This is a genomic window from Rhizobium sp. BR 249 (genome assembly GCF_047445895.1).
In the GTDB taxonomy this organism is placed as follows: domain Bacteria; phylum Pseudomonadota; class Alphaproteobacteria; order Rhizobiales; family Rhizobiaceae; genus Rhizobium.
In genome coordinates this window covers 1-22,437 of sequence record NZ_JARWKX010000012.1, presented here as the reverse complement: position 1 = coordinate 22,437, position 22,437 = coordinate 1, and the positions used below count along the sequence as shown (strand labels likewise).

Sequence of the window (22,437 nt, the reverse complement as noted above, 5' to 3'; positions counted from 1 at the left end):
CTCATGCTCCCTTCAGCCGCGGATCGAGGAAGATATAGCTGACGTCGACGATGAAATTGGCGATCAGCATGGTCGCGGTCATGATCAGGAGCTGGCCCTGGATGACGGGGTAATCGCGGGCGAGGATCGCCTGGTAGAGAATGTTGCCGAGGCCGGGATAGTTGTAGACCACTTCAGTCACCAGCGAGCCGCCGAGGATGGTGCCGATCGCGATCGCAAGGCTGGAGACGGTCGGCAGCAGGGCGTTGCGCGCCGCATACCAGAGCATCACATGCCGGTCGGAAAGGCCCTTGGCGCGGGCCATGACGATATAATCCTCGCCGAGCAGGTTGATCATGTTGTTGCGCATGGTGACGGTGAAGCCGCCGATCAGCACCGTGCAGAGCGTGACCATCGGCAGGATGCCGTGATAGGCGACGCTGCCGATATACTGCAGGCTGAAGGCCGGATCGAGCGAGGGATCGGCGGCATAGCCGTTCGGAAACCAGCCGAGCGTGAAGCCGAAGATGAAGAGCACGATCAGCGACGTCACCACGGCGGGTACCGAGGTTGCGAAGATCGCGCCGACGGAGACGACGACATCGAACCTGCTGCCGCGCCGCCAGGCGGCGAGGATGCCGAGGAAGGTGCCGAGCGCGAAGCTCACGATCGTCGCCGTTCCCATCAGGCCGACGGTCCAGACGAGGGCATGGCCGAGCACCGAGGTGACGGGCAGCGGGAAATATTTGATCGAGCGGCCGAGATCGCCGGTGAAGATGCTGCCGAGATAGGTGAGATACTGCTGCCAGAGCGGGCCGTCGACGAAACCGAAGGTGAGCTTCAACGCCTGCAGGCTTTCCGGCGGCAACTCTGTGCCGGCGCTCGAAAACATGATCTGCACGGGATCGCCCGGCATCAGGCGGGGCAGGAAGAAGTTGATCGTCGCGGCCGCGATGAAGGCTGCCATGTAAAAGACGAGGCGGCGAAGCAGGAAAGCCATGGGAACTCCGTCGTGACGGGAGCGGTGTTTCACAACCGCTCCCAAGGCCATGATGCTTACTTCACAGGCTCGAGAGCCAGAAGGTTCAGCAGGCGCGCCGGATTGGTGCGCGAGATCGATGGATTGACGAAGGGATTTTCCTTGGTCGACCAGCCGGTGAAGCGCTTGGTGTTGTACTGATACCAGTTCGGATTGTTGAAGACCGGGATCATGGGCATGTTTTCGGCGACGATGCGCTGCGCCTTGTTCATCGCGTCCTTCTGCTTGGCAAGGTCGGCGGTCTGGGTGAACTCGGTGACGAGTTTCTCGACCTCGGGGTTGAACCAGCGCTGCGCGGTGAAGCGGGTCTTGCCCTTGTCCGAAGCGCTGAAGGCGCGCTTGTAGGGATAGTAGGGCGAGGCCGATGCCGGCAGGCTGTTGATCGCCGCATCGAAGGTGCCGTTGATGAGGTTGCCGGTCCAGACGGCTTCTTCAGGCGTTTCGATCTTGGCGTCGATGCCGACCGCCTGCATGCCTTCGACGGCGATGTTGACCGTGTCGACCCAGTCCGTCCAGGAGTTCGGGACGATGATCGAGAAGGAGATCTTGCTGCCGTCGGGATTGTCGCGGAAGCCGTCGCCGTCCTTGTCCTTGTAGCCGGCCTCGTCGAGCAGCGCCTTGGCGGCGTCGGCGTCATAGGTCGCGTATTTGCCGAAGTCGGCCTTGATGGAAGGGTCCGCCCAGCTCTTGTAGAGCTCGCCCATCAGGCCGGGGTCTTCGTTGAGTGTCGGATAGCCGTAGCCGGCGACGTCGATCATCGTCTTGCGGTCGAGCGCCATGCCGATGGCGCGGCGGAACTTCACGTCGTCGAAGGCCTTCTTGTTGTTCTCGTTCGCCGTTTCCAAGTTGAACAGGAAGGCGACCATGCTGCTCGGCGAATACCAGTAGTGAAAATGCGCCGGGTCCTTCGAGACATAGACATTGTCGATATCGGGAATGAAGGAGACGCCCCAGTCGAGCGTGCCGTCGGCGGTCGCCGTCAGGATCTGGTTGTTGTCGGCAAGCTGCGGGAAGCGAATACAATCGACCTTCAGATGCGCGTTGTCCCAGTAGTTCGGGTTGCGGCACTGGTCGTAGGTCTGGCCGGTGAAGCGCGGCACTTCCGTCAGCGGGCCGCTGCCGACCGGGCTCTCGTTGGCGAAGGTGACGGGATCAGTGACATCCTTCCAGACATGCTCGGGAACGATCGGCAGCTGCGAGATCTGCTCGGCGGCAAGCGAGCTCGGATTGGCGAGCGTGAAGCGCACCGTCTGGCCGTCGACGGCCTGGACGTCGGTAACGAAGGTCCAGATGCTGACGAAATCGAGCGCCGGGAATTTCTTCAGATAGTCATAGGTGAACTTGACGTCGGCTGCGGTCAGCGGCTTACCGTCCGACCATTTGAGGTTCGGTCGCAGCTTGAATTCGATGCTCTTCAGGTCGTCGGAGAGCTTGAAGCTTTCGGCCAGGCGATAGACCGGCTTGTTGCTGTCGAAGCGGTTGAAAATAACAAGCGGCTCGTAGATGAAGTCGAGTGTCGATTGGCGCGACGAGGTCTGGTTGAACGGGTTGAAGTTGCGAACCCAGGTGGTCGCCGGTTCGATATTCGCGGTCAGGATCGTCTGCGCCATGGCGGATCCCGAAAGCAGTGTGAGTGCTGCGGCTGCAAGAAGATATTTTTTCATGTTCCATTCCCCTTTTTCTTATGCGTGAAAAATGATCTGCCGGTCAGGCGGCCGGCGCGCTTGCAAACATGTCTTCGACCTCGGCATGGGCGGCGCGATAATCGATCTTGAGAGTGCCGAGGCGGGCTTTGCCGGCGGCGATCCGCTTCAGGGCTGCATCCGTCAGCGGGCGGGCGGCCTTGGCGGCGGCTTCGCTTTCCCTGACGTCGCCATGGCTGTGGAGGGCGATGTCGAAGCCGGCATCGAGCACTTGTCTGACGCGCTCCGGCAGCGTGCCGGCGAGCGATTCCATGAAGATGCAGTCGGAGATCAGCACGCCCTCGTAACCCATCTCCTTGCGGATTACGTCGTGCATGACAGGCGAGATCGACGCCGGCAGCTCGGCGTCGTAGGCCGAATAGACGACATGGGCGACCATCGCCCAGGGTGTATCCTTCAGCGCGACGAAGGGTTTGAAATCGGTGGCGACGAGCGTTTCGCGGCTGGCATCGACCACCGGACGCTCCTTGTGGGAGTCGAGCGTGGCGCGGCCGTGGCCGGGAATGTGCTTCATGACGGGCATATTGCCGGTCTCGAGCAAGCCGTCGACCACCTCGCGGCCGAGGGCGGCGATGAAATCGGGATCGGGGCCGAAGGAGCGGGCGCCGATGACCGCGCTCGTCGTCTCGAAGACGAGATCGAGAACGGGCGAGCAACCGCTGGAAAGGCCGAGCTCCGTCATCATCGCGCCCATGGCCTGGGAGGAAAGGCGCAGCGCTTTCTTGCCGAGATCGAAATCGCGGCGCGCCAGTTCGGCGAACTGGCCGAAGCTGCGGAAGAGCGGCCAGGGGCCGGCGTCGAGATGCTGGACGCGGCCTCCTTCCTGGTCGGTGAAGACAGGCGCGTCGTCGCGGCCGACGGCTTCGCGGAAGCGGTCGATCAGGTGCCTTGTCTGCTCCGGCTCGCGCTGATTGCGCCGGCCGACGAAGAGGCCGAGCGGATTGGTTTCGCGGAAGAGGGCGAATTCATCATCCGAAATCGTGGGGTTCGGGAGGCCGACGAAAAGGGCGAGCGGGGTCGAGGACAATTCTGTAACTCCGGTATCAGATGGTCATTTCGGCGCGCTTCTGAGCATGCCTTCGTAAATGCCCTTGTCGGGGGCGGGGATGGGGATCGCGCCTGCCGTCTTGGCGTAGAAATCGACCGGGCCGGCATCGCCGATGAAGGCGTAGGCGTGGCCTGTTGTTTTCATGGTCTGAAGGCAGGCGGAAAAGAGCGCGAGCCCAATGCCCTTGCCGCGCGCTTGCGGATCGACGCCGGTGGGGCCGAAGAAGCCGCGCGCCGTCGTGTCATAGCAGGCAAAGCCCAAGAGCTTGCCGCCTTCGGCGGCGATGAGGCAGGCAACGGGCTGGCGGGAGAAGGCAACCATAACTTCGCTTGCCCAGTTCTCACTGAACTGTTCGCGAACCCAGCCGACCACGAGATGCAGCTCCGGCGGGAGGGCCGGACGGACGGAGACGCCGACGTGATCGGCCTTCTGTTTCAGGTCGGCGAGCTCGGCAGAATACAAGCTCACAAGCAGGTCTGGCACCTGTCGCTCCTCCTAATATTCCGTTATTGCGGAATGTATCCCCTTTTAGTGTTATAGATTTGGCCATCCGGCCGAGCTTGTCAACAGGGATTTTAAATGTGAGCGGCTTCACGTGGAGTAGAGGTCAAATGCAAAAACGGCCCGGTAGGACCGGGCCGTTTCGGTTTGCAACGTGTTCGCTGATGTGAGCGCTTACGCGCCTTCTTTCCAAAGCGCATGAAAATGCTGCACCGGGCCGTGGCCGGAACCGACGGTGAGGCTGCCGGCGGCGGCGACCGCGTCGGCGAGATAATCCTTCGCGATGGCGACCGACTGCTGCGCCGAGGCGCCTTTGGCAAGCTCGGCGGCCAGCGCGCTGGAGAGCGTGCAGCCTGTGCCGTGCGTATTCTTGGTTGGCACGCGTCGGGCTTCGAACCAGTGCAAGCCGCCGGCCGTGGCAAGCACGTCCGGGCTTTCGTTGCTGTCGAGATGGCCGCCCTTGACCAGCACGGCGGCGGGGCCGAGCGCGCGCAGCTGTTCGGCTTGCGCCGCCATCTCGTCGCGATTGGTCGCAACCGGCTGGTGCAACAGGGCCGCGGCTTCGGGCAGGTTCGGGGTCAGGAGCGTTGCGAGCGGCAGCAGCTGGCCCGTCAGCACGTCAACGGCCTCCGGCGCGAGCAGGGCAGCGCCGCCCTTGGCGATCATCACCGGGTCGATGACGATGGGAATGCCGCGCCGGTCGGCAAGGGCTGCGGCGACGGCTTCGGCGATCCCGGCATTGGCGATCATGCCGATCTTGACGGCGTCGACGCGTACATCGGCAAAGACGGCATTGATCTGGTCGGCGACGAATTGCGGCGGCACCAGATGCACGCCGCTGACGCCTTGCGTGTTCTGCGCCGTCAGCGCGGTCAGCACCGCCATGCCATAGACGCCGCGGGCGGAAAAAGCCTTGAGATCGGCCTGGATGCCGGCGCCGCCCGAGGGATCGGAACCGGCGATGGAGAGAACGTTGCGGATCATGGACGCACCTTTCGAATTTCTGCGGCGATGCGGCGCGTGGCGGCTTCGGGATCTGCGGTGCCGCAGATGGCGGAGACGACGGCAAGCCCCTTGGCGCCGGCTGTAAACACTTCGGCCACATGCTCCGCCTTGAGGCCGCCAATGGCGACCGACGGCACCGGCGAGGCCTTCACCAGCATCGCTAGGCCATCGAAGCCGATCGGCTGCTTGTGGTCAGCCTTGGTCGGCGTCGCAAAGACAGGTCCGACGCCGGTATAATCGACGAGACCGGGATCGACGGCGCCGGCAAGCTGGGCGGTCTCGACCGAGAGGCCGAGGATCATGTCCGGGCCGATCATCGTTCGTGCCTTGCGCGCGTCCATGTCCTCCTGGCCGATATGCAGACCGTCCGCGCCGATGGCGATCGCCGCCTCGACATCGTCATTGACGACGAGCAGCGCGCCGCTTCCCGCAAGCGTCTGTTTCAAGGCGCGGCCGGTCTCGATCATTCTGGCCGTGCCGGCATGTTTGTCGCGCAGTTGCACCATCGTCACGCCGCTTGCAACGGCAAGGCGCGCCGTCTCGATCATGCCGATCCCGGCGCAGAGATCGGGATCGAGGACCAGATAGAGCGAAAGGTCGAAGCGCTTCATGCGACCGATACCCTTGCCCTGGCATCGAGCGTTTCGGCGTCGATCGCCGCCAGCGCATCGAGGAAGCGCCAGGAGAAGGAGCCGGGGCCGGCAGCACCCAGCGCCGCATCTTCGCCGGCGACGGCGAAGGTCGCGAGGGCGGCGACAGTCGCGCCGAAGAGATCTTCAGGCGCGGTCGCGGCAAAGGCGCCCACGAGGCAGGTGAGCGAGCAGCCGAGTGCCGTGACCTGCGGCATCAGGGCCGATCCGCCTGCGACGCGCACGGCTCTTTTCCCATCTGTCACGAAATCCACGGCGCCGGTGACGGCGACGATCGCCTGCTGTCGCTCCGCCAGCCGCCGTGCCGAATCCTCTGCCTGTTCGACCGGATCGCGGCTGTCGACGCCCTGGCCGCGGCTTTCTCCGCCGGCAAGCGAAATGATCTCGGAGGCGTTGCCGCGGATGATCGTCGGGCGGAGTGCCAGAAGGTCGGCCACCGCCCCGCGGCGGAAGGCCGTGGCGTAATGGGCGACCGGATCGAGCACCCAGGGTTTGCCGGCTGCGTTGGCGGCTTTCGCAGCCGCCCGCATGCCTTCGATCCATTGCGTCGAGAGCGTGCCGATATTGATGGTGAGTGCATTGGCGATGCCGGCGAATTCACCGGCTTCTTCCGCGGCATGCACCATGGCCGGCGAGGCGCCTGATGCCAGCAGGACGTTTGCGGCGATGTTCATGGCGACGTAATTGGTGATGCACTGAACGAGCGGCGGTTTCTCGCGCATCGCCTTCAACATGGCTCCCGACGTGGTCTTCATCTGCATAGTGCCCCTTTCAGGCGGGGCAGGCACGGGGCGGTTCATGCGGGCAAAGCCCAACCCCGAGCGACTCCCTCCGCCGGCATGATCCGGTTCAGGTTCGAAGGGTGCTTCTCAGCCCGTCTGCCGACGGACGCCCCTGTCTCTCATCGGGTTTGTTCTTGCAGAGAACGGCGCGCATGTCATCCCGAAAATGACAATTCCGCGAACTCTGCGATGCGGCCAATTCACGAAAGACGGTCAGCCGACGATCTTTGCCAGCAGCCGTCCGACCTCTTCGTTCGTGACATTGTTATGGGCATCCGATGCGGCCGTCTTGATGATGTATTTGTCCGCCAGGAAAGTGTTCACCTTGCCGGATTTCGGGGCGAAGACGGCATCCGTATCGTCCTCGACGGCCTGGCCGGCCTTCAGGTGCTGCGGACCGTTCGCCCCCATCGCACCGAACTCGTCGTCGGCATCGCCGATGCTCTTGGCGATATCGCGCGAAAGGCGCGAAGCCAGAGCATAGGCGAGCGTGCAGGCGAGATCGTTGTGGGTGTGGGTGATGCAGATCGGGCCGGTCGGTTTGCCCACCACATTGGGAAAGGCGCCGGCAAGACCCGGCTTGATCTCTTTGGCGAAACCATTGTGTGAAAAGGCGCCCTGCAGCAAAGTGAGCGAGAAGAATTCCAGCTTCGGCACGGGCGCGAGCCCGTTTGCCGCCGCCGAGACCAGCCGGGCGCCAAAGCTGTGGCCGACCAGATGCAGCCGGATCGGTTGCTGCGGTGCGAGCTTCGAGAGCACGCTTTTGGTCAATGCCTCCCCGACGATGCCGGCGCGTTTCTTCATTTCGTAATAGGTGAGCTGGTTCAGGAAGCGTGCTACCGCTGCCCGCGGACCGGAGATCAGGCCCGAGACGATGTCGCCGAGGCCTTGCGCTTCACCGACCGAGCTTTCCAGATTGAACGTCGGTGGCGGGACGAGGCCCTCCATCAGCACCTTGGCGCTGGTGGCATCCGCAGTCGCCAGTGCGATCGGTTCGGCATCCGCCTTGAGTTCCGTGTCGGATTGGGGCGAGCCGATCGCCTCCCTGCCTTTTCTGACGAGGAAAAGCGACGTCGTTTCATCGAGGGTCTCGGCTGCGGCCCGTGCCTGTTCCGATGTGTCAGAGCCGTCCGGCCCGAAGAGATCCTCGAAATCGGCCAGGACTTTCTTGAAAGCCTTTTCGTCGAGATCCTGGACCGGGGCCGCCGCCCCGTCCGCTGCCTGGGCGCCACCGCCCGCCGTCACCAGCGTCCGTTCGTCGAAATCGGTGCGGTAGGCCTTGGCCGGCCAGACGATGCCGGCGACGACGGTGCGGCGCGCCTTGTCGGACGCAAGCTTCTTGCAGGCGTTTGCCCAGAGCGTTCCGTAGAGCGTGCGGGCATCGTCCTTGGTGTTCTTCCAGCCATGCGACATCACGATCAGATCGGTAATATCGGGCTGGTTGAGCAGCGCGGCGAGCTTTTTCGTCAGCGCGGCATCGATCGCACCGTCCTTGTCGAATTCGAGCCATAGGAATGGCGAGGGTCCAAGCGTGTCCATGTGTCCTCCTACACAGCTTGCAGCGTTCGCATCAGATCGAGCAGGCCGGCGCCCTGAAACTCCGGCCGCCGTTTGAGATCGGTCGCCGCGCCGACGAAGATTTCCTTCACGCGTTCCGGCTGGCCGAGAAATTCACGCCGGACCGACAGGAAAGCGGCGATCGCGCCGGAAACATGCGGCGTCGCCATGCTGGTGCCGGTATCCTCCCGGAACGGCGCCTCGTTCGGTTTGGCAGCGTCAGGAAGCGCGCAGGAGACGATGCGCTCGCCGGGCGCGACGAGATCCGGCTTCATGCGCCCGTCGGCGGTCGGCCCCTTCGAGGAGAAATAGGAGACGCCGTAGGTATGCGGCATGTCGCGATGGGTCGAGCCGACCGTGACGGCGAGCGCCGCATTGCCGGGATCCATGATCGTGCCGCTATGGGCGGCGCGTTCCGGGGCTCCGGAAAATTGCATCACCGTGCCATAGCCGGCATTGCCGGCCGCGACCACCACGCAGACGCCCGAGCGCACCAGCCTGTTGACCTCGACGCAGAGCGGGCTTTGCCCGGCGGCGAACCATACCGGGTTGAAGGGATAGCCGAGGCTCAGGTTGAGCCCATGGATCTTGATGTTGCGCCCGTAATCGTTCGAGCGCTGGACGTAGTTGATCGCGGCCAGCAAATTGCTGAGCCTGCCTTGCTTGTCGTTGACGAGCACTTTCAGGCTCATCAGCTTGCAATGCGGCGCCATGCCGGAGATCACGCCCTGATGCTCCTCCGTGACCTTGGACTTCGTGTCGTCCTCTTTGCGTATTTCCGAAGTGACCGAGATTTTCTTGATTCCGCTCGTCTTCGGGGCTTCCGAGAGGGATGTCCGGCCTGCGATGATGCCGGCGACATGGGTTCCGTGGCCGGCGGTGTCGGTCAGCGCGGTCTTCGGCGCCGATGCCGGATCGGGATTGTCCGACGTAAAGTCCCAGTGACTGAGTCCGTCAGGCAGTTCGAGCGTCTTCAGCGTCGAGAAATGCGGATGGGTCTCGTCGATGCCGGTGTCGGCCACGGCCCAGACGATGCCTTTTCCACTGGCCGCGAAGGAAGCCTGCGCCGCGTCGCCTTTGATCGTCCGGACTGATTCATAGACGCAACGATAGATCTCGTGGTCGTGCCAGATCTTGTAGACGAGCGGAATATCCCTCTGCTTGCCTTCGCTTTTGGTCTTTTCATCATCGCTCCTCGGCATCGTCCAGGTCGATAGCCGGCCGATGGCTTCCCGGGTCAGGGTGGCGAAAACATAGCTGTCGGTCCAGAGCGATTTGGCGGCGATCCTGCTGCCTTTCGAGAAAATCTGCGAAAGATCGAGCTTGCTGTCCTCGGAGATCGCAGGCATGCCGAGCGGCGGCGCCATGCCGAAGCGGCGCAAATTGTTGCTCTCGTCGGTCGCGCCGATCCTGTTGAGATGCAGCAGATACGCTTCGAACAAGAGCTGCCGCGCCGCCGTGACGCCGCCTGGAAAATCGCGGTTGAATTCGATGACGACATCGAAACGCTCCGCAGCCTTGCCGGCTTTCTTGGGGTTGTCCGGATCGCCTTTCATGAAGGACGAGAGGTCACCCCCGATTCGTGTCTTGACCAGGTTTTCCCGAATGCTGTCCTCGGGCTCTGTCGGGGGCTGGGCCGGTCGTTGCCGTTTCGCCATGCGGCTGTCCTCTCCTTTTTTCGAAAGAATACCAGTAGCAACCGTGGGTGCAATGTATTTCTGGAATACACCTCTATATTTGCGGACATAACCGCATGCGTATTGCGGCATGCGTAATGTCCAGCGGGGTGGGTGTATTGGCCGAAGAGGCTTTCTTCTTGAAAGAGGGCGGGCTGACCTTTCGGAAGGGCGTCTTTATATTCTGGATTGCACCGATTGTTCGTCCTATCCGTTTATCAAATAAATTTTCAATTCAAGAGGGTGTTGCAACAGCTTCGCGTAAGTTGCGTGTCGTTTTATTGTCTCTACGGTCAACTTTATTCGGACCTGCCAGAATTCATGGGTGATTTCTTGCTGAAAGGCTTTGGGTAGGGTCATTTGATGTCTTGGAACACGAAGTAAATCTCTAACACAAACTTTACCGTCCTGACACGTCAAGGTTGACCATCCGATCGATTGTAGCGATATGGCTTTACACGTGAATAAAATCTTCCTGAAGTTGCATTTTCAATGAGCAGATTTTCGAAAAGCGGCATAAAACGGGGCTTCCGTATCATCGTCCCCGCTCTGATATTGATGGCCGGCGCCAATCCATGCCTCGCGCAATCTCCCGGCCCGGCAGGACAGCCGGCGCCAGCTATGAAGTCCCAGAAATTCGATGACTGGTATTACCGCTGCACCGGCGCTGCGGGCGCCGAGGCATGCGAGGTCGCGCAGGTTGCGCAAGTCGCCAAGGACGGCAAGAACGTCAATGTGCTGACGCTGGCGATATCGGCTGCGCCGGCCGATCCCCGGAACAAGGGCGAGAAGGGCAAGCCGCGGCTGATGCTGACCGCCCTTCTGCCCCTCAACGTCTTCCTGCCTTCGGGCCTGTCGATCAAGGCCGACGGCAAGCCGGTCGCCAAACTCGACTACCGCAACTGCAACGAGGCCGGATGCTGGGCGCAGCAGGCACTGGATACGAAGACGGCGGCGGTGCTGAAGAAGGGCGCGACCGCCGAAGGGCTGGTGCGGCTGATGAACGGCCAGGACGTCAATATCCGCTTTTCGCTGAAAGGGCTGAAGACGGCCCTCGATGAACTTCAGTCCACAGCCAGCAGGTAATCGAATTTCAAAATGACAATGGAAATTCGATACGTCTTGGCCGCTGGCGCCACCCTCCTGCTGGGTGCCGCCCCCGCTTACGCGCAGTCGCCCGCCGATGATTTCACGCGCCGCCAGGAAGAGCAGGCGCAAAAGCAGCGGCTGGATGCCCTTCGCCAGGCAACGCCCGACGGTAGCGAGGAGACGGAAAACGGCCCATTGCCCGCCGGCCAGGGAAAGGGCGCCTGCTTCGACATCACGCGCGTCGAGATCGACGGGGCGAACCTGCTGTCGCCGAGCGAACTCGGCAAGGTGACGGCGCCTTACGGCAATCGATGCGTCGGCCTCGCCGAGATCAACGCCGTCCTCAAGGACGTCACGCACCTCTATATCGATCATGGCTATGTGACCTCGCGGGCCTATGTGCCGCAGCAGGATATCCGCAAGACGAGGGTCCTCCGCCTGCTCGTCGTCGAAGGCACGCTGTCCGATATCTATCTCAACGGCAAGAAAATATCCGGCAGCGGCTCGCTGGCGACGGCCTTTCCAGGCCTGATCGGCCGGGTCGTCAATATCCGCGATATCGAGCAGGGGCTCGACCAGATGAACCGGCTGCAGGCCAATGACGCCAAGTCTGCCATGCTGCCCGGCCCCAAGGACGGAACATCCATCCTGAACATCGAAAACCGTCAGGGCAGGCCCTGGCACGTCTCCCTCGGCAACAACAACATGGGGCAGGAAAGCACCGGCTTTTCCAGAAGCTCGGCGTCGCTCGGTTTCGACGATCTGCTCGATATCAACGATCAGTGGAATTTTTCATACGAACATAGCGGCCCTGACTATCCCTGGGACGATGACGGCAGGGGATTTGGCAACAGCTATTCCGGCAGTGTCAGCATTCCCTACGGCTACTCCACCGTCTCGCTGAACGGTTCCTGGTACCAGTATGAAAGTGCGGTCGAAGGAAACTTCTCATCGCTCGATACATCCGGCAATTCGGGGCAGGTGGGTCTCGGCATCGACCGTGTCATCTTGCGCGACAAGGATTCGATCACCACCGTCCGCAGCAGCCTGACCTACAAGCAGACGAACAACTTCCTGCTCGGCAACCTGATCGAAGTCGGCAGCCGCCGCTATACGGTCGGCGATCTCGGCATTTCCCATTCGCGGCGCATGTTCGGCGGCATCTGGGTGTTCGACGCCAGCTATGACAGGGGGCTCGGCCTTTTCGACGCCGTCAAGGCCGGAGAGCCGGGGGCAGGGGACGCGGACCCGCGATTTTCGAAGTTCAACGCCACGATCAGCGTGACGCAGCCATTCGAGGCCGCCAGCCGGCAGTTCGAGCTGACCTCGCTCGTCAGCGGCCAATATTCGCCGGACAATCTGCTCGGCGCCGAGCAGATCTCGCTTGGCGGCTACAGCAATGTCCGCGGCATGCGCGAAAGCGTACTCTTCGGCAATAACGGCATATTCACTCACAACGAGATCGTCTGGCGAACCAAATCCAACGAAAGCGGCGGCGCGGTCGCGAAGCTGTTCGGCGAACTCCGCCCCTATCTCGGCTTCGACTATGGCCACGTCTACGCGCAGAAGCGGTTCGACATAACAGGCGGCGACCTCGCCAGCTGGACGGTCGGCGCCCGCGCGGTCGGCGGCACCGTCAATCTCGACATCGGCTATTCGCACCTCATGGCCGGCAGCGTCGACAACGGGGCCGACGGCCTGTTTTACGCGAGCACGTCGATGCGGTGGTGACGAACAACAACTATCAACCTGATTTTTAAGAGAATTCCGGAGTTTTTAATGCGTATCGTGCGTTTTTTGACCCTTCTTCTTCTGGCGGCGACCCTGGCGTCCTGCGTCACGACAACCGATCCTCGGCTGATCGCTGCTCTTCAGCGAACTTCGGTCCGTGAAATCCGAATCGAGATGGCTCCCGACGTCAAGACGTTTGGTTTCGGGGACAAGCCCGATCAGCAGGTGGCGGATGCGATCCGAACCCTTCAAGCGACGATGAACAAGGAATTGGTGGGTCTGCCGGGCGGTCCCACGCGCGGCAGGTTGGTCGTGACGCTGCACGTTTTCGATGTTACCACCAAGCAGGCCAGGATCATCGGCGGCCATGACAGCATGATCGACGGGACAGTCCGATTGGAGGACGCCCAGACAGGACAACTGATTGCCCAAGCGCAAAACATCCACGGCGAAGACCTCTCCATGCGCGGGAGCGGCTACGGCGTGATTGTCGCCGTCGCAATCAACGCGGCGACAACATCGGGAGCGCCTGATGTCATGGCGCAGCGCCTGTCCAAGTCCTTCGCGCGCAACGTCAAAACCTGGCTCACCCAGAAATAAGCCCTGCGATGAGGTTCGGCGCCGCCGCAGTCAACGCGGCGCCGAGCCGCGATGGATGTCGAGACACAAAACCAGTTGTGCGTTTGGAAAGACAAAACGATGCGTGAGAAAACCGGTCCTGGTTCTGAAACAAGGGGTCTTGGCTGCCGACTCGGCAGGCTTGCCAATCGATCGCTTGCCGTCGTACTCAGCGCGCTGCTGGTCTTCCAGCCGATGCTTGCCAATGCCCAGTCGGTCTCGGCAAGCACGGTGCCCGCCGCCAACCAGCCGGGTGTCGGCACCGCGCCGAACGGCGTGCCGCTCATCGACATCGTCACGCCGAACAGCCAGGGCCTCTCTCATAACAAATACGACAATTTCAACGTCGGCACACCGGGCCTCATCCTCAACAACTTCAAGGGCGAGATCGGCAACTCCAATCTTGGCGGCGTAACACCCGGCAATGCCAATCTCAACTCATCCGGTCCGGCATCGGTCATCCTCAACGAGGTGATCAGCGGCAACCGCTCGGCATTGAACGGCGCGATCGAGGTGTTCGGCGGGAAAGCCGACGTGATCATCGCCAACCCGAACGGTATCACCTGCGACGGCTGCGGCTTCATCAACACGCCGCATGCGACGCTGACCACGGGTGCGCCCGATATCGGCGCCGACGGCAAGCTCAACGGCTTTACCGTCAATGGCGGCGACGTCACCATCGGACCGAACGGCGGCAATTTCGCCGCCGGGCCTGGTGCGGTCGATCTCTTCGACATCGTCTCGCGCGCCGTCCACGTCAACGGTCCTGTCTATGGCAAGGATCTTCGCGTCACGGCCGGCCGCAATCAGTTCAATTATGCCACCGGTAATGCCACGCCGCTCGCGGCGACGTCGGGCACGCCGGAATATGCGATCGACGGCACGGCGCTCGGTGCCATGCAGGCCGGCCGCATCAAGATCGTCGTCACCGAGCAGGGCGCCGGCGTGCGCATGAGCGGCAATCTGGCTGCCAATGCGGGCGAACTGTCTCTGTCGGCCGATGGCAAGATCTCGCTCGGCAACGTCTCCGGCCAGCAGGGCGTTTCGATCTCCTCGAAGGCGAAGGTGACGGCTTCCAAGGTCACGTCGAAGGCAAAGGTCGCCGTTCAGGCGGACCAGGGCATAACCCTCGATACGGTTGCCGCCGATGACGATATCCTGCTGTCCAGCGGCAGCGGGTTGTTGAGTGTCGCAGGCGAGGTGAACAGCGCCGCCAGCGTCCAGATGACGTCGTCAGCCGGTATTGCGGCCGGCAGCGTCATGGCCGGAGATGCGCTCGCCCTGTCCGCCACCTCGGGCGACATCCAGATTGCCGGTGCGGTAAAAAGCGCCGATGCGCTGGCGATCACGGCGACGTCAGGCTCGATCGCCGCGGCCTCGCTTGTCAGCGGCAACAATCTCACGCTATCCGCCGGCGCCGACATCGCCATATCGGGCGATGTCCTGGCTGAGGGCAACGTCACGGCCTCGGGCCGCTCGATCGCTGCTGCCACGATCGCCTCCGGCGTCGATCTCGCCGCCACCGCCCAATCCGCCAATGCCGCACTGGTGCTGCAGCCGGCGGGCGACATGAGCCTTGCCGCCACAAATGGTTCGATCACCGTTTCCAATGCACTGCTGAGCAGCGGCGATCTTTCGGCCGATGCCAGCCAGAATCTCGCCTATGCCCAAATGCAGAGCCTCGGCAGCGCAGCGCTCACGGCCTCGGGCGGCCAGATCAGCTACGGCAATCCCACCAGCGCTGCCGGCAACCTGACGCTCACCACCACCGCCATCGATCTCTCCAACGGCGCCGCCGGCAACATCGCCGCCGGCGGCACGCTGACGCTCAACGCCGATAGCGCCAATCTCAGCAATAACAGCATCACTCTCGGGGGGCTCACTCTCAATCTCTCAGGTGCTGCCGATCTCAGCGGCACCAGGATCAATGCCATTACCGATGCCGGCGGTTCCGGCGACATCGACATCAACGCCAACGGCCTCTCCACCTCGGCCGGCACGGCGCTGCTCGCCGCCAACGACCTGACCCTGACGCTGCCGTCGCTGACCAATGCCGGGCAATTGGCCGCCGGCCGCGATCTCACCTTCAACATTTCCGGCGATTTCACCAACAGCGCCACGGGGCTTACCTATGCCGGCCAAGACGCCAGCCTGTTCGTCGGCGGCGTGCTCACAAACAATCAGGGCGCCATCTTATCAGGCAACGATCTTACGATTGCCGGGGTGACGGCGTTACAGAGAAATGCGGCGGTCACCAATGTTTCCGGGCTGATCCAGGCTGGAAACGACATGTCCATCCTGACCAGCAATCTGACCAATCAGCGGGCCGTCACGCCGCAATGGACGACCGCGACGCTGGTCTCCTCGGGCATCGTCAGCGGCTTCACGCTGAATCCCGTCGCTGCCGGCCTGCCCTTCGGTTATCTCGAGACCGCAGATCAGAACATGTACCAGCTCTATGCTGGCGTCGATCCGGCCTTGTGGCAGGATTATGAACCGCTGCTCTGGTCGAAGGCGACGCTCGCCGACGGCACCGTCTATCATGCGTGGACCTGGATTTCGGCCGACGGACCCGAGAAGGTCGGCCCGATCATCGACTGGATCAGGGACCGCGTGCCGAGGGATGCGAACGGCAATCCCGTCGTCGATCCAAACAATCCCTCGCGCTATTTCATCGTCGACGAGGTCAATTTCAGCGGCTCGGACGAAAGCACGACCTACACGTGGGACTGGTCGTCCAATCTCAGCCAGTCGGTCTACGAGGACCGGTTGGTCGGCACGCTGAGCCCGGAAGCGACGATCCGGGCGAGCCGCGACCTCACCATCGACGCCACGAATCTGACCAATTCCTACAGCTCGATCGAGGCCGGCGGCGACGCGACGCTGGAGGGCTCGACGCTGACCAACACCGGCGTCAGCCTTTTCCGCACGACGACGACGACCTGCCATGCCCAGGGCGCCTGCACCGCCTATAATGCCAACGGCACCGCCAATCCCTCGAAGAACATCGCCAACGGCTCGACGATCGTCAGCTCCGTCGAGGCGATCGGCGGCGTATCGGCCAACATCAAGGCCGGCGGCGCGCTCTCCGTCGATTTCGGCAGCGTCAGCAACACATCGGCGGCCGGCTCGATGGCCGGTGGCGCCAGCGTCACCGCCGCAAGCAATCCCGGCGATCCGCTGTCGGCGCTCACCGGCCTGACGGCCGGCGGCGCGCTGTTCAACGTCAATTCGGGGCTCGGCAGTGCCGCCCTTTCGCCCCCGACCAATCCGGATTCCGGCGGCTTCGGCGGCAGCATAGCCCACCAGACCTTCCTGTTCGAAACCCGCGCAGCCTACCTCGATGTCGGCAAGTTCTATGGCTCCGGCTATTTCATGGATCAAATCGGCTATCAGCCGGAGACGACGGTGCCGTTCCTCGGCGACGCCTATTTCGAGAACCAGCTGATCGACACGCAGTTGCGGCAGCTCGTCGGCGAGGGGCTCGGCAGAAGCACCTTCATCGCCGGCGGCAGCGCCATCGAGCAGATGAAGGCGCTGCTCGACAACGGTGCCACCTATGCCAAGGATCACCACCTGGCCGTCGGCCAAGGCCTCACGCCTGAGCAGGCGGCGGCGCTGACCAAGTCGATCGTCCTCTATCAGTGGCAGACCGTCAACGGCGTCCAGGTGCTGGCGCCTGTCGTCTACGTCGCCGCCGCCGACCGGCAGAAGCTGACCGGCGCCGGCGCCGCCATGGCGGGCGGCTCGGTCAACATGACGGTCGGCAATCTCGCCAATTCCGGCCTGATCGCATCCAATGGCAGCCTTACCGTCTCCGGCGGCTCCATCCAGGGCAGCGGCACGTTCCTGTCGCGCGGCGACACGGCGCTCAATGCCACCAACGGCATCACGCTCGCCGCCCAGACGATGACGATCGGCGGCCGGAACGTCGTCAATACCAATGCAGGTGTGACTGCGGGCGGCGCTCTGCAGCTCGCCGGCGGCAGCGGCGATCTCGCTCTCAAGGGCGTCAAGGTCAATGCAACAGGCGACGCCACGCTCACCGGCAAGAATGTGACGCTGGCTGCCGCCAAGGTCGAAAACGCAGGTCAGCAAAATGCCACCGGCAGCCAGATCGCCAGCGGCAAGGCTCTGACGATCGAGGCCACCGACAATGTCAACGTCATCGGCAGCTCCGCCAAGGCGGGCACGACGCTCGATGTGATYGCCGACAAGGGCTCGGTGGCCGTCGTGTCGACCGATGTCGCCCGCAACAACCAATCCGGCTACACCAGGACCCTCTCCACCGACCAGCAGCAATCGCAGCTTTCCGCCGGCACGAATGCGACCATCAAGGCCGACGACGACATCYTGCTCTCCGGCTCCTCCGTCAAGGCCGGCGGCAATGTCGCGCTCACCGCCGGCGACGATATCAACATCACRGCCGCGCAGGAGCATTCCGCATCCACCTTCGGCAAGAAGTCCGCCTCGTCGATCACCCATGTCGGCTCGGAGATATCGGCCGGCGGCGACCTCTCGGTGACGGCGGGCAACGGCAGCGGCGATCACGACCTCAACATCGTCGGCAGCAAGCTTKCMGCCGACGGCAAGCTCGCTCTCAAGGCCGACGGCGACGTGACGATCGCCGAGGCCACCGACACCGCGACCCTCGACACCAGGCTCAGCACCAAAGGCGGTTTCCTCGGCAAGAGCGAGAAGACGACCACCCATCTCGAAACGACGACAGCCGTCGGCTCATCGATCAGCGGCGCTGGCGGCGTCGACATCACCTCCGGCAAGGACACGGTCATCTCGGCCTCGAAGGTGATAGCCGGCGACGAGGACCATGATGCCGATCTGAACATCACCACCAAGGGCGACCTGATCATCGCCTCCGGAATGGATACCAGCGCCAAGGACGACAAGGGCTCGCGCAGCGGCTTCCTATCCAAGGGTTCGTCCAGCCACAAGAGCTATGACGAGACCACCGTTGGCTCTGAACTCGGCGCATCCGGCAACATCAGCCTGAACGCTGGTGGCGCGGCAGTGATCGCGGGTTCCAGCGCCAATGCCGACGGCTCGATTTCCGTCGAGGGCGACAGCGTTTCGATCATCGGCGCACAGGAGACGCACAAGCTTGAAGTCACGCGCAAGGAATCGGGCCTCTTCGTCGGCTCCGGTGACGGCTTCATCTCGCTCTGGGGCAAGGAGCAGAAGAGCGGCAAGCAGGCCTCGGAACTCAACGTGGCATCGGTGCTGTCGGCCGGAGCGGACGTGGCGCTCAAGTCGCGCGATACCGACGTCAACATCCTCGGCTCGCAAATCTACGCCGACAACAACATCACGCTCGACGCCGCCCGCGATGTCAACATAACGCCGGGCGCCGAAAGCGCCTCGTCCGAGGAAAAGGAAAAACGCTCCGGCTTCGGCATTTCCTTTGGTTCGAGCAGCGGCGGCTTCTCGGTCGGCATCGGCGTGTCGTCGGTTTCCGATACGACGAAGCAAGGCTCGCAGACCAACGCGATGGCCACGCTTTCCGCCGGCAACGACTTGACGATCAAGGCCGGCCGCGACGCCAACCTGCAGGCCGCCGACGTCTCCGCCGATCGCGATGTAGCGATCACTGCCGAGCGCGATGTCAACCTGCTGAGCGCTGAGGACAAGTCAAACTACGAGAGTGTGCATGAGCAGTTCTTTGCCGGTGTGACGCTGTCGGTTTCGACAGGGCTGGTCAGTGCAGCCCAGAGCATTGCCGGCGCTGCACAGAAGATCGCCGGTATTTCGGACGGCTACACCGCAGCCAACGCCGCCTTCGCCTCGCTCAAGGCCTATGATGCCCTCCAGCAGCTTTCCGGTATCGTCAAGGACGGCGGCAGCATCGCTTCTGTCTCGTTGACAGCAGGCTTCAACTACGAAAAGAGCAGCGCCTCCGCTTCCACCTCCACACCGGTCGTCACCAGCGTGGAGGCCGGGCGCTCGGTCACCATCGAAGCGACTTCCGGTGATCTAACAGGGCACGGCGCGCAGATAACGGCGGGGKATGATTACGGCGTTGCTGCTGTAGTCGGCGACGACAAGATCGGCGACATCACGCTGAAAGCCGGTCATGATATCAAGCTTGAAAGCGCCCAGGCGACCAGCGAGACGGGCAGCGACAGCAAGTCGGCAAACGCCAGCTTCGGCGTAAGCGCGGGTATCGGCCTGCAAGGCGTCGGCGTAGGTGTCACCGGTGGCGCCGGCGCGGGAACGTCGAAATCCGATGCTACTTCGGTCACACAAGTCAACAGCCATGTTGCCGGTAGCGGCGACATCACGATCAGTTCCGGCAACGATACGACCCTCAAGGGCGCTGTGGTTTCCGGCGACACGATCACGGCCGATGTCGGAGGTGATCTCAGTATTATCTCTACGCCGGATACCGGCAGCAGCGCCAACAGCTCTGCTTCCGCCGGGTTCTCCTTGAGCGGTGCGGTAGGCGGTAATTTTCTGCCTTTGACCACTCAGCTGTCAGGCTTGCAGTTCGGAGGGGGCCTCGGCTCGGGCGCAACGAACTGGATTAACGAGCAATCCGGTCTGCTCTCCACTGGTAAGATGGACATCGAAGTCAGTGGCAATACCGATTTACAGGCGGGGAAGATCATTTCCGATAGCGGCGATCTGTCGCTGTCAACCGATACGCTGACCTACAGCGATTTCCTCGGACAGAAGGGCTATGAGGGCTTCAGTGCCCAAATCGGCATCGAGATTCCGGGCAACGAACTGCCCGGTGCGCCGCCGGCAAATAACACCCTCGAAGGCACGTATCAGCTCGACGATACGCGCCAGACCGTCCGCGCCACTGTCGGCCCTGGCTCGATCACCGTCCGCAACGAAGAAAAGCAGGCGGCACTGGAGCAATCCGCCGCCACCGCGCCACTCGCTGACCTCAACCGAGACCCTGGTAAGGCCTATGAGATCACACGTGATAGGCATATTGATCTGGAGATCTACCTTTCAACCAGAAGCGTCAATGCGCTTGCAGAGGGCATCAAGAATGCGTTTGCCCCAGGCGGACTTATCGACCGATACCTTCTTGGCAAGCGGCTTACGGCAGGGGAGATCGCCGATGTCAAAGCTGGCGTGGACGCATTGGTAAACGGCGGAGAGTTTGTAGGCTGCGGGCAGAAGCAGGGCTTTAATCTTCTCGACCTTTTCTTCACGCCGGCCTATGCCGATGATTACCTGACAGATTGCACCATCAGACAGAAGAACGGCGAGTTTATCCATCTGGGCATCCAGACTTACCAAGCCTGCCAGGACGCCATCTACGCTTATCTTAACTCGCTTGGCACCGAGGAACGATTGAACGTTATCAAAGCTGCCGCTTTTGCATCTTATACCGACCATCCCAACGATGGTGAAAGCTGGGTAAAGAATGGTTGGCTATTAAACGCAATTGCTAAGCTTGACGGCGGGTCCAACGGCGCGGCTTATAACGCTTATCTTCAAGCAACGTACGATGCAGCTCAGATCCAAAAGCAACTGGACCGAGAGCAATGGGCGATTTGGAACGACCCCTCAACGACGCTCTCAGAAAAATTCCAGAAGTTGGAAGATACCGGCCTCGACATGAATGCTGTGATCGCGATGGCCATCGCGGGAGGGGTGATTGGAAGTCCGGCCCTCATTGGCAATCCCTATCATCCTCAAGCAGTCAACAACCGCATAAGGCCACCGTACAAGGCAAACGCCGCACATGACGTAAACTCTCCTCTATACAACCCAAGTAAAACACCTGAGCCGCCCGATGCGAAATTTGCTTATGAAAACAGAACCCTGGTCCGAGCTGATTTCGGAACATGGTATGCTCGAGGTGATGGTGGATATTATAGATACTTCTCGGATAACGCGGGAACGGCCCATTTTAGTGGGACGATCTCTGCCTCACAGGTTCCAAACAGCGTTCGAAAGCTTCTAGGAGAATAGATATGGAGTTCGGAGATAGGACTCGCTTCGCAATAACTGTTGAACTCAATGAGAAACATGGTGGCCTATGGATGTACGGACGCTTTTGTTATTGGATCGCAGGAGAATCTATAGGAAATTATAATGAAGTCACTTCATTGCGAGATATACTTTTCCGAATGCGATACCTCCATAGCGATAGGGGACAGCGCGCATGCCCAGAGCTTATGAAGCTATCAACTGAAAAGATGTTTTCGGTTATTTCAGCTGCGCTGAGAGATGACGATGATGAAATATATAATTATATATCTGAAGAATTTCCATTTGCTCGGTTTGATGTTTCCGTCCATGTCGATGTTATGGATAATTATGAGATATATTTGGTAGAGAATAGATATGCGTCAAAAATTTTATATTTTAACCTGGAAAGAAAAGAACTAAAGCATTTTCTTTTAGATATAGGTGAGTTCGACAAAGTGGCGCTCGCTGCATATGGTTATCTTGATAAGATATATGATGCGGCGGAACGGTCGGAAGGTGAGGTAAGCTGACCTGCGTTGCGCCGACTTTGCGAGAGGTCGTCTGTTTTAGATCATGATCGAATGATGTCGGCAATCTCGACAATTCCGGCCTGATTGCGTCGGCCGGCAGCCTTACCGTCTCCGGCAGCTCCATCCAGGGCAGCGGCACGTTCCTGTCGCGCGGCGACACGGCGCTCAATGCCACCAACGGCATCACGCTCGCCGCCCAGACGATGACGATTGGTGACCAGAACGTCGTCAATACCAATGCAGGCGTGACGGCCGGCGGCGCTCTGGAGCTCGCCAGCGGCAGTGGCGATCTCGCTCTCAAGGGCGTCAAGGTCAATGCAACAGGCGACGCCACGCTCACCGGCCAAAACGTGACGCTGGCTGCCGCCAAGGTCGAAAACGCAGGTCAGCAAAATGCCACCGGCAGCCAGATCGCCAGCGGCAAGGCTCTGACGATCAAGGCCACCGACAATGTCAACGTCATCGGCAGCTCCGCCAAGGCGGGCACGACGCTCGATGTGATTGCCGACAAGGGCTCGGTGGCCGTCGTGTCGACCGATGTCGCCCGCAACAACCAATCCGGCTACACCAGGACCCTCTCCA

Annotated in this window: 15 protein-coding genes, 1 pseudogene and 1 riboswitch; of the genes and pseudogenes, 7 read left to right on the top strand and 9 right to left on the bottom strand. The window is 61.6% G+C overall.

Annotated elements, in window-relative coordinates; genetic code table 11:
* Nucleotide 1 precedes the first annotated feature (1 nt).
* From QD408_RS13165 to QD408_RS13125, 9 genes are all read right to left on the bottom strand, one after another.
* A complete protein-coding gene (locus QD408_RS13165) occupies nucleotides 2-979 on the bottom strand; it encodes an ABC transporter permease (RefSeq protein WP_414139597.1) in 978 nt (325 codons plus the stop codon).
* A 56-nt stretch (nucleotides 980-1,035) separates the two neighbouring features.
* Nucleotides 1,036-2,682, bottom strand: coding sequence for an ABC transporter substrate-binding protein (locus QD408_RS13160; RefSeq protein ID WP_414139596.1), 1,647 nt, complete (start codon nucleotides 2,680-2,682; stop codon nucleotides 1,036-1,038).
* A 43-nt stretch (nucleotides 2,683-2,725) separates the two neighbouring features.
* Entirely contained in the window at nucleotides 2,726-3,748 is a 1,023-nt protein-coding gene (locus tag QD408_RS13155) for a glycoside hydrolase family 3 N-terminal domain-containing protein (RefSeq protein WP_414139595.1), read from the bottom strand.
* A gap of 24 nt (nucleotides 3,749-3,772) precedes the next feature.
* The gene (locus tag QD408_RS13150; RefSeq protein WP_414139594.1) at nucleotides 3,773-4,252 is read right to left on the bottom strand and encodes a GNAT family N-acetyltransferase; all 480 of its coding nucleotides are present in this window, start codon (nucleotides 4,250-4,252) and stop codon (nucleotides 3,773-3,775) included.
* 192 nt (nucleotides 4,253-4,444) lie between these two features.
* Nucleotides 4,445-5,254: a bifunctional hydroxymethylpyrimidine kinase/phosphomethylpyrimidine kinase gene (gene thiD / locus QD408_RS13145; protein WP_414139593.1), complete on the bottom strand. Its 810-nt coding sequence runs from the start codon at nucleotides 5,252-5,254 to the stop codon at nucleotides 4,445-4,447.
* The gene (gene thiE / locus QD408_RS13140) at nucleotides 5,251-5,886 is read right to left on the bottom strand and encodes a thiamine phosphate synthase (protein ID WP_414139592.1); all 636 of its coding nucleotides are present in this window, start codon (nucleotides 5,884-5,886) and stop codon (nucleotides 5,251-5,253) included. Before thiE ends, thiD begins: the two co-directional genes overlap by 4 nt.
* Nucleotides 5,883-6,686 (bottom strand): hydroxyethylthiazole kinase, encoded by an 804-nt coding sequence (gene thiM, locus QD408_RS13135; RefSeq protein WP_414139591.1) that lies wholly within the window; start codon nucleotides 6,684-6,686, stop codon nucleotides 5,883-5,885. Before thiM ends, thiE begins: the two co-directional genes overlap by 4 nt.
* Nucleotides 6,687-6,734: 48 nt before the next feature.
* Nucleotides 6,735-6,831, bottom strand: a riboswitch (TPP riboswitch).
* An 89-nt stretch (nucleotides 6,832-6,920) separates the two neighbouring features.
* Complete coding sequence (locus QD408_RS13130) at nucleotides 6,921-8,246, bottom strand: hypothetical protein (RefSeq protein ID WP_414139590.1); 1,326 nt, start codon at nucleotides 8,244-8,246, stop codon at nucleotides 6,921-6,923.
* A gap of 8 nt (nucleotides 8,247-8,254) precedes the next feature.
* Complete coding sequence (locus QD408_RS13125; protein ID WP_414139589.1) at nucleotides 8,255-9,922, bottom strand: S8 family peptidase; 1,668 nt, start codon at nucleotides 9,920-9,922, stop codon at nucleotides 8,255-8,257.
* 95 nt (nucleotides 9,923-10,017) lie between these two features.
* On the opposite strand from QD408_RS13125, the gene QD408_RS13120 reads away from it, so the two are divergent.
* From QD408_RS13120 to QD408_RS13090, 7 genes and pseudogenes are all read left to right on the top strand, one after another.
* Nucleotides 10,018-10,269 (top strand): hypothetical protein, encoded by a 252-nt coding sequence (locus QD408_RS13120; RefSeq protein ID WP_414139588.1) that lies wholly within the window; start codon nucleotides 10,018-10,020, stop codon nucleotides 10,267-10,269.
* A gap of 163 nt (nucleotides 10,270-10,432) precedes the next feature.
* Nucleotides 10,433-11,026 carry an invasion associated locus B family protein gene (locus QD408_RS13115; protein ID WP_414139587.1) on the top strand — a complete coding sequence of 198 codons (594 nt, stop codon included), beginning with the start codon at nucleotides 10,433-10,435 and terminating at the stop codon, nucleotides 11,024-11,026.
* Nucleotides 11,027-11,038: 12 nt separating this feature from the next.
* Nucleotides 11,039-12,760 carry a ShlB/FhaC/HecB family hemolysin secretion/activation protein gene (locus QD408_RS13110; protein ID WP_414139586.1) on the top strand — a complete coding sequence of 574 codons (1,722 nt, stop codon included), beginning with the start codon at nucleotides 11,039-11,041 and terminating at the stop codon, nucleotides 12,758-12,760.
* A 48-nt stretch (nucleotides 12,761-12,808) separates the two neighbouring features.
* Nucleotides 12,809-13,360: a hypothetical protein gene (locus tag QD408_RS13105; protein WP_088683670.1), complete on the top strand. Its 552-nt coding sequence runs from the start codon at nucleotides 12,809-12,811 to the stop codon at nucleotides 13,358-13,360.
* Between the two features lie 99 nt (nucleotides 13,361-13,459).
* Nucleotides 13,460-21,325, top strand: a complete 7,866-nt coding sequence (locus QD408_RS13100; protein ID WP_414139585.1) for a hemagglutinin repeat-containing protein — start codon at nucleotides 13,460-13,462, stop codon at nucleotides 21,323-21,325.
* A 2-nt stretch (nucleotides 21,326-21,327) separates the two neighbouring features.
* Nucleotides 21,328-21,855 (top strand): Imm42 family immunity protein, encoded by a 528-nt coding sequence (locus QD408_RS13095; RefSeq protein WP_414139584.1) that lies wholly within the window; start codon nucleotides 21,328-21,330, stop codon nucleotides 21,853-21,855.
* A gap of 53 nt (nucleotides 21,856-21,908) precedes the next feature.
* Nucleotides 21,909-22,437: pseudogene (locus QD408_RS13090) on the top strand (hemagglutinin repeat-containing protein); the annotation flags it as partial.

Coding starts and splice junctions, on each gene's coding strand:
- QD408_RS13125 (WP_414139589.1), bottom strand. CDS start 9,922: ATGGCGAAACGGCAACGACCGGCCCAGCCCCCGACAGAGCCCGAGGAC.
- QD408_RS13110 (WP_414139586.1), top strand. CDS start 11,039: ATGACAATGGAAATTCGATACGTCTTGGCCGCTGGCGCCACCCTCCTG.
- thiD (WP_414139593.1), bottom strand. CDS start 5,254: ATGATCCGCAACGTTCTCTCCATCGCCGGTTCCGATCCCTCGGGCGGC.
- QD408_RS13120 (WP_414139588.1), top strand. CDS start 10,018: ATGCGTATTGCGGCATGCGTAATGTCCAGCGGGGTGGGTGTATTGGCC.
- QD408_RS13115 (WP_414139587.1), top strand. CDS start 10,433: ATGAGCAGATTTTCGAAAAGCGGCATAAAACGGGGCTTCCGTATCATC.
- thiE (WP_414139592.1), bottom strand. CDS start 5,886: ATGAAGCGCTTCGACCTTTCGCTCTATCTGGTCCTCGATCCCGATCTC.
- QD408_RS13105 (WP_088683670.1), top strand. CDS start 12,809: ATGCGTATCGTGCGTTTTTTGACCCTTCTTCTTCTGGCGGCGACCCTG.
- QD408_RS13160 (WP_414139596.1), bottom strand. CDS start 2,682: ATGAAAAAATATCTTCTTGCAGCCGCAGCACTCACACTGCTTTCGGGA.
- QD408_RS13095 (WP_414139584.1), top strand. CDS start 21,328: ATGGAGTTCGGAGATAGGACTCGCTTCGCAATAACTGTTGAACTCAAT.
- QD408_RS13130 (WP_414139590.1), bottom strand. CDS start 8,246: ATGGACACGCTTGGACCCTCGCCATTCCTATGGCTCGAATTCGACAAG.
- QD408_RS13165 (WP_414139597.1), bottom strand. CDS start 979: ATGGCTTTCCTGCTTCGCCGCCTCGTCTTTTACATGGCAGCCTTCATC.
- thiM (WP_414139591.1), bottom strand. CDS start 6,686: ATGCAGATGAAGACCACGTCGGGAGCCATGTTGAAGGCGATGCGCGAG.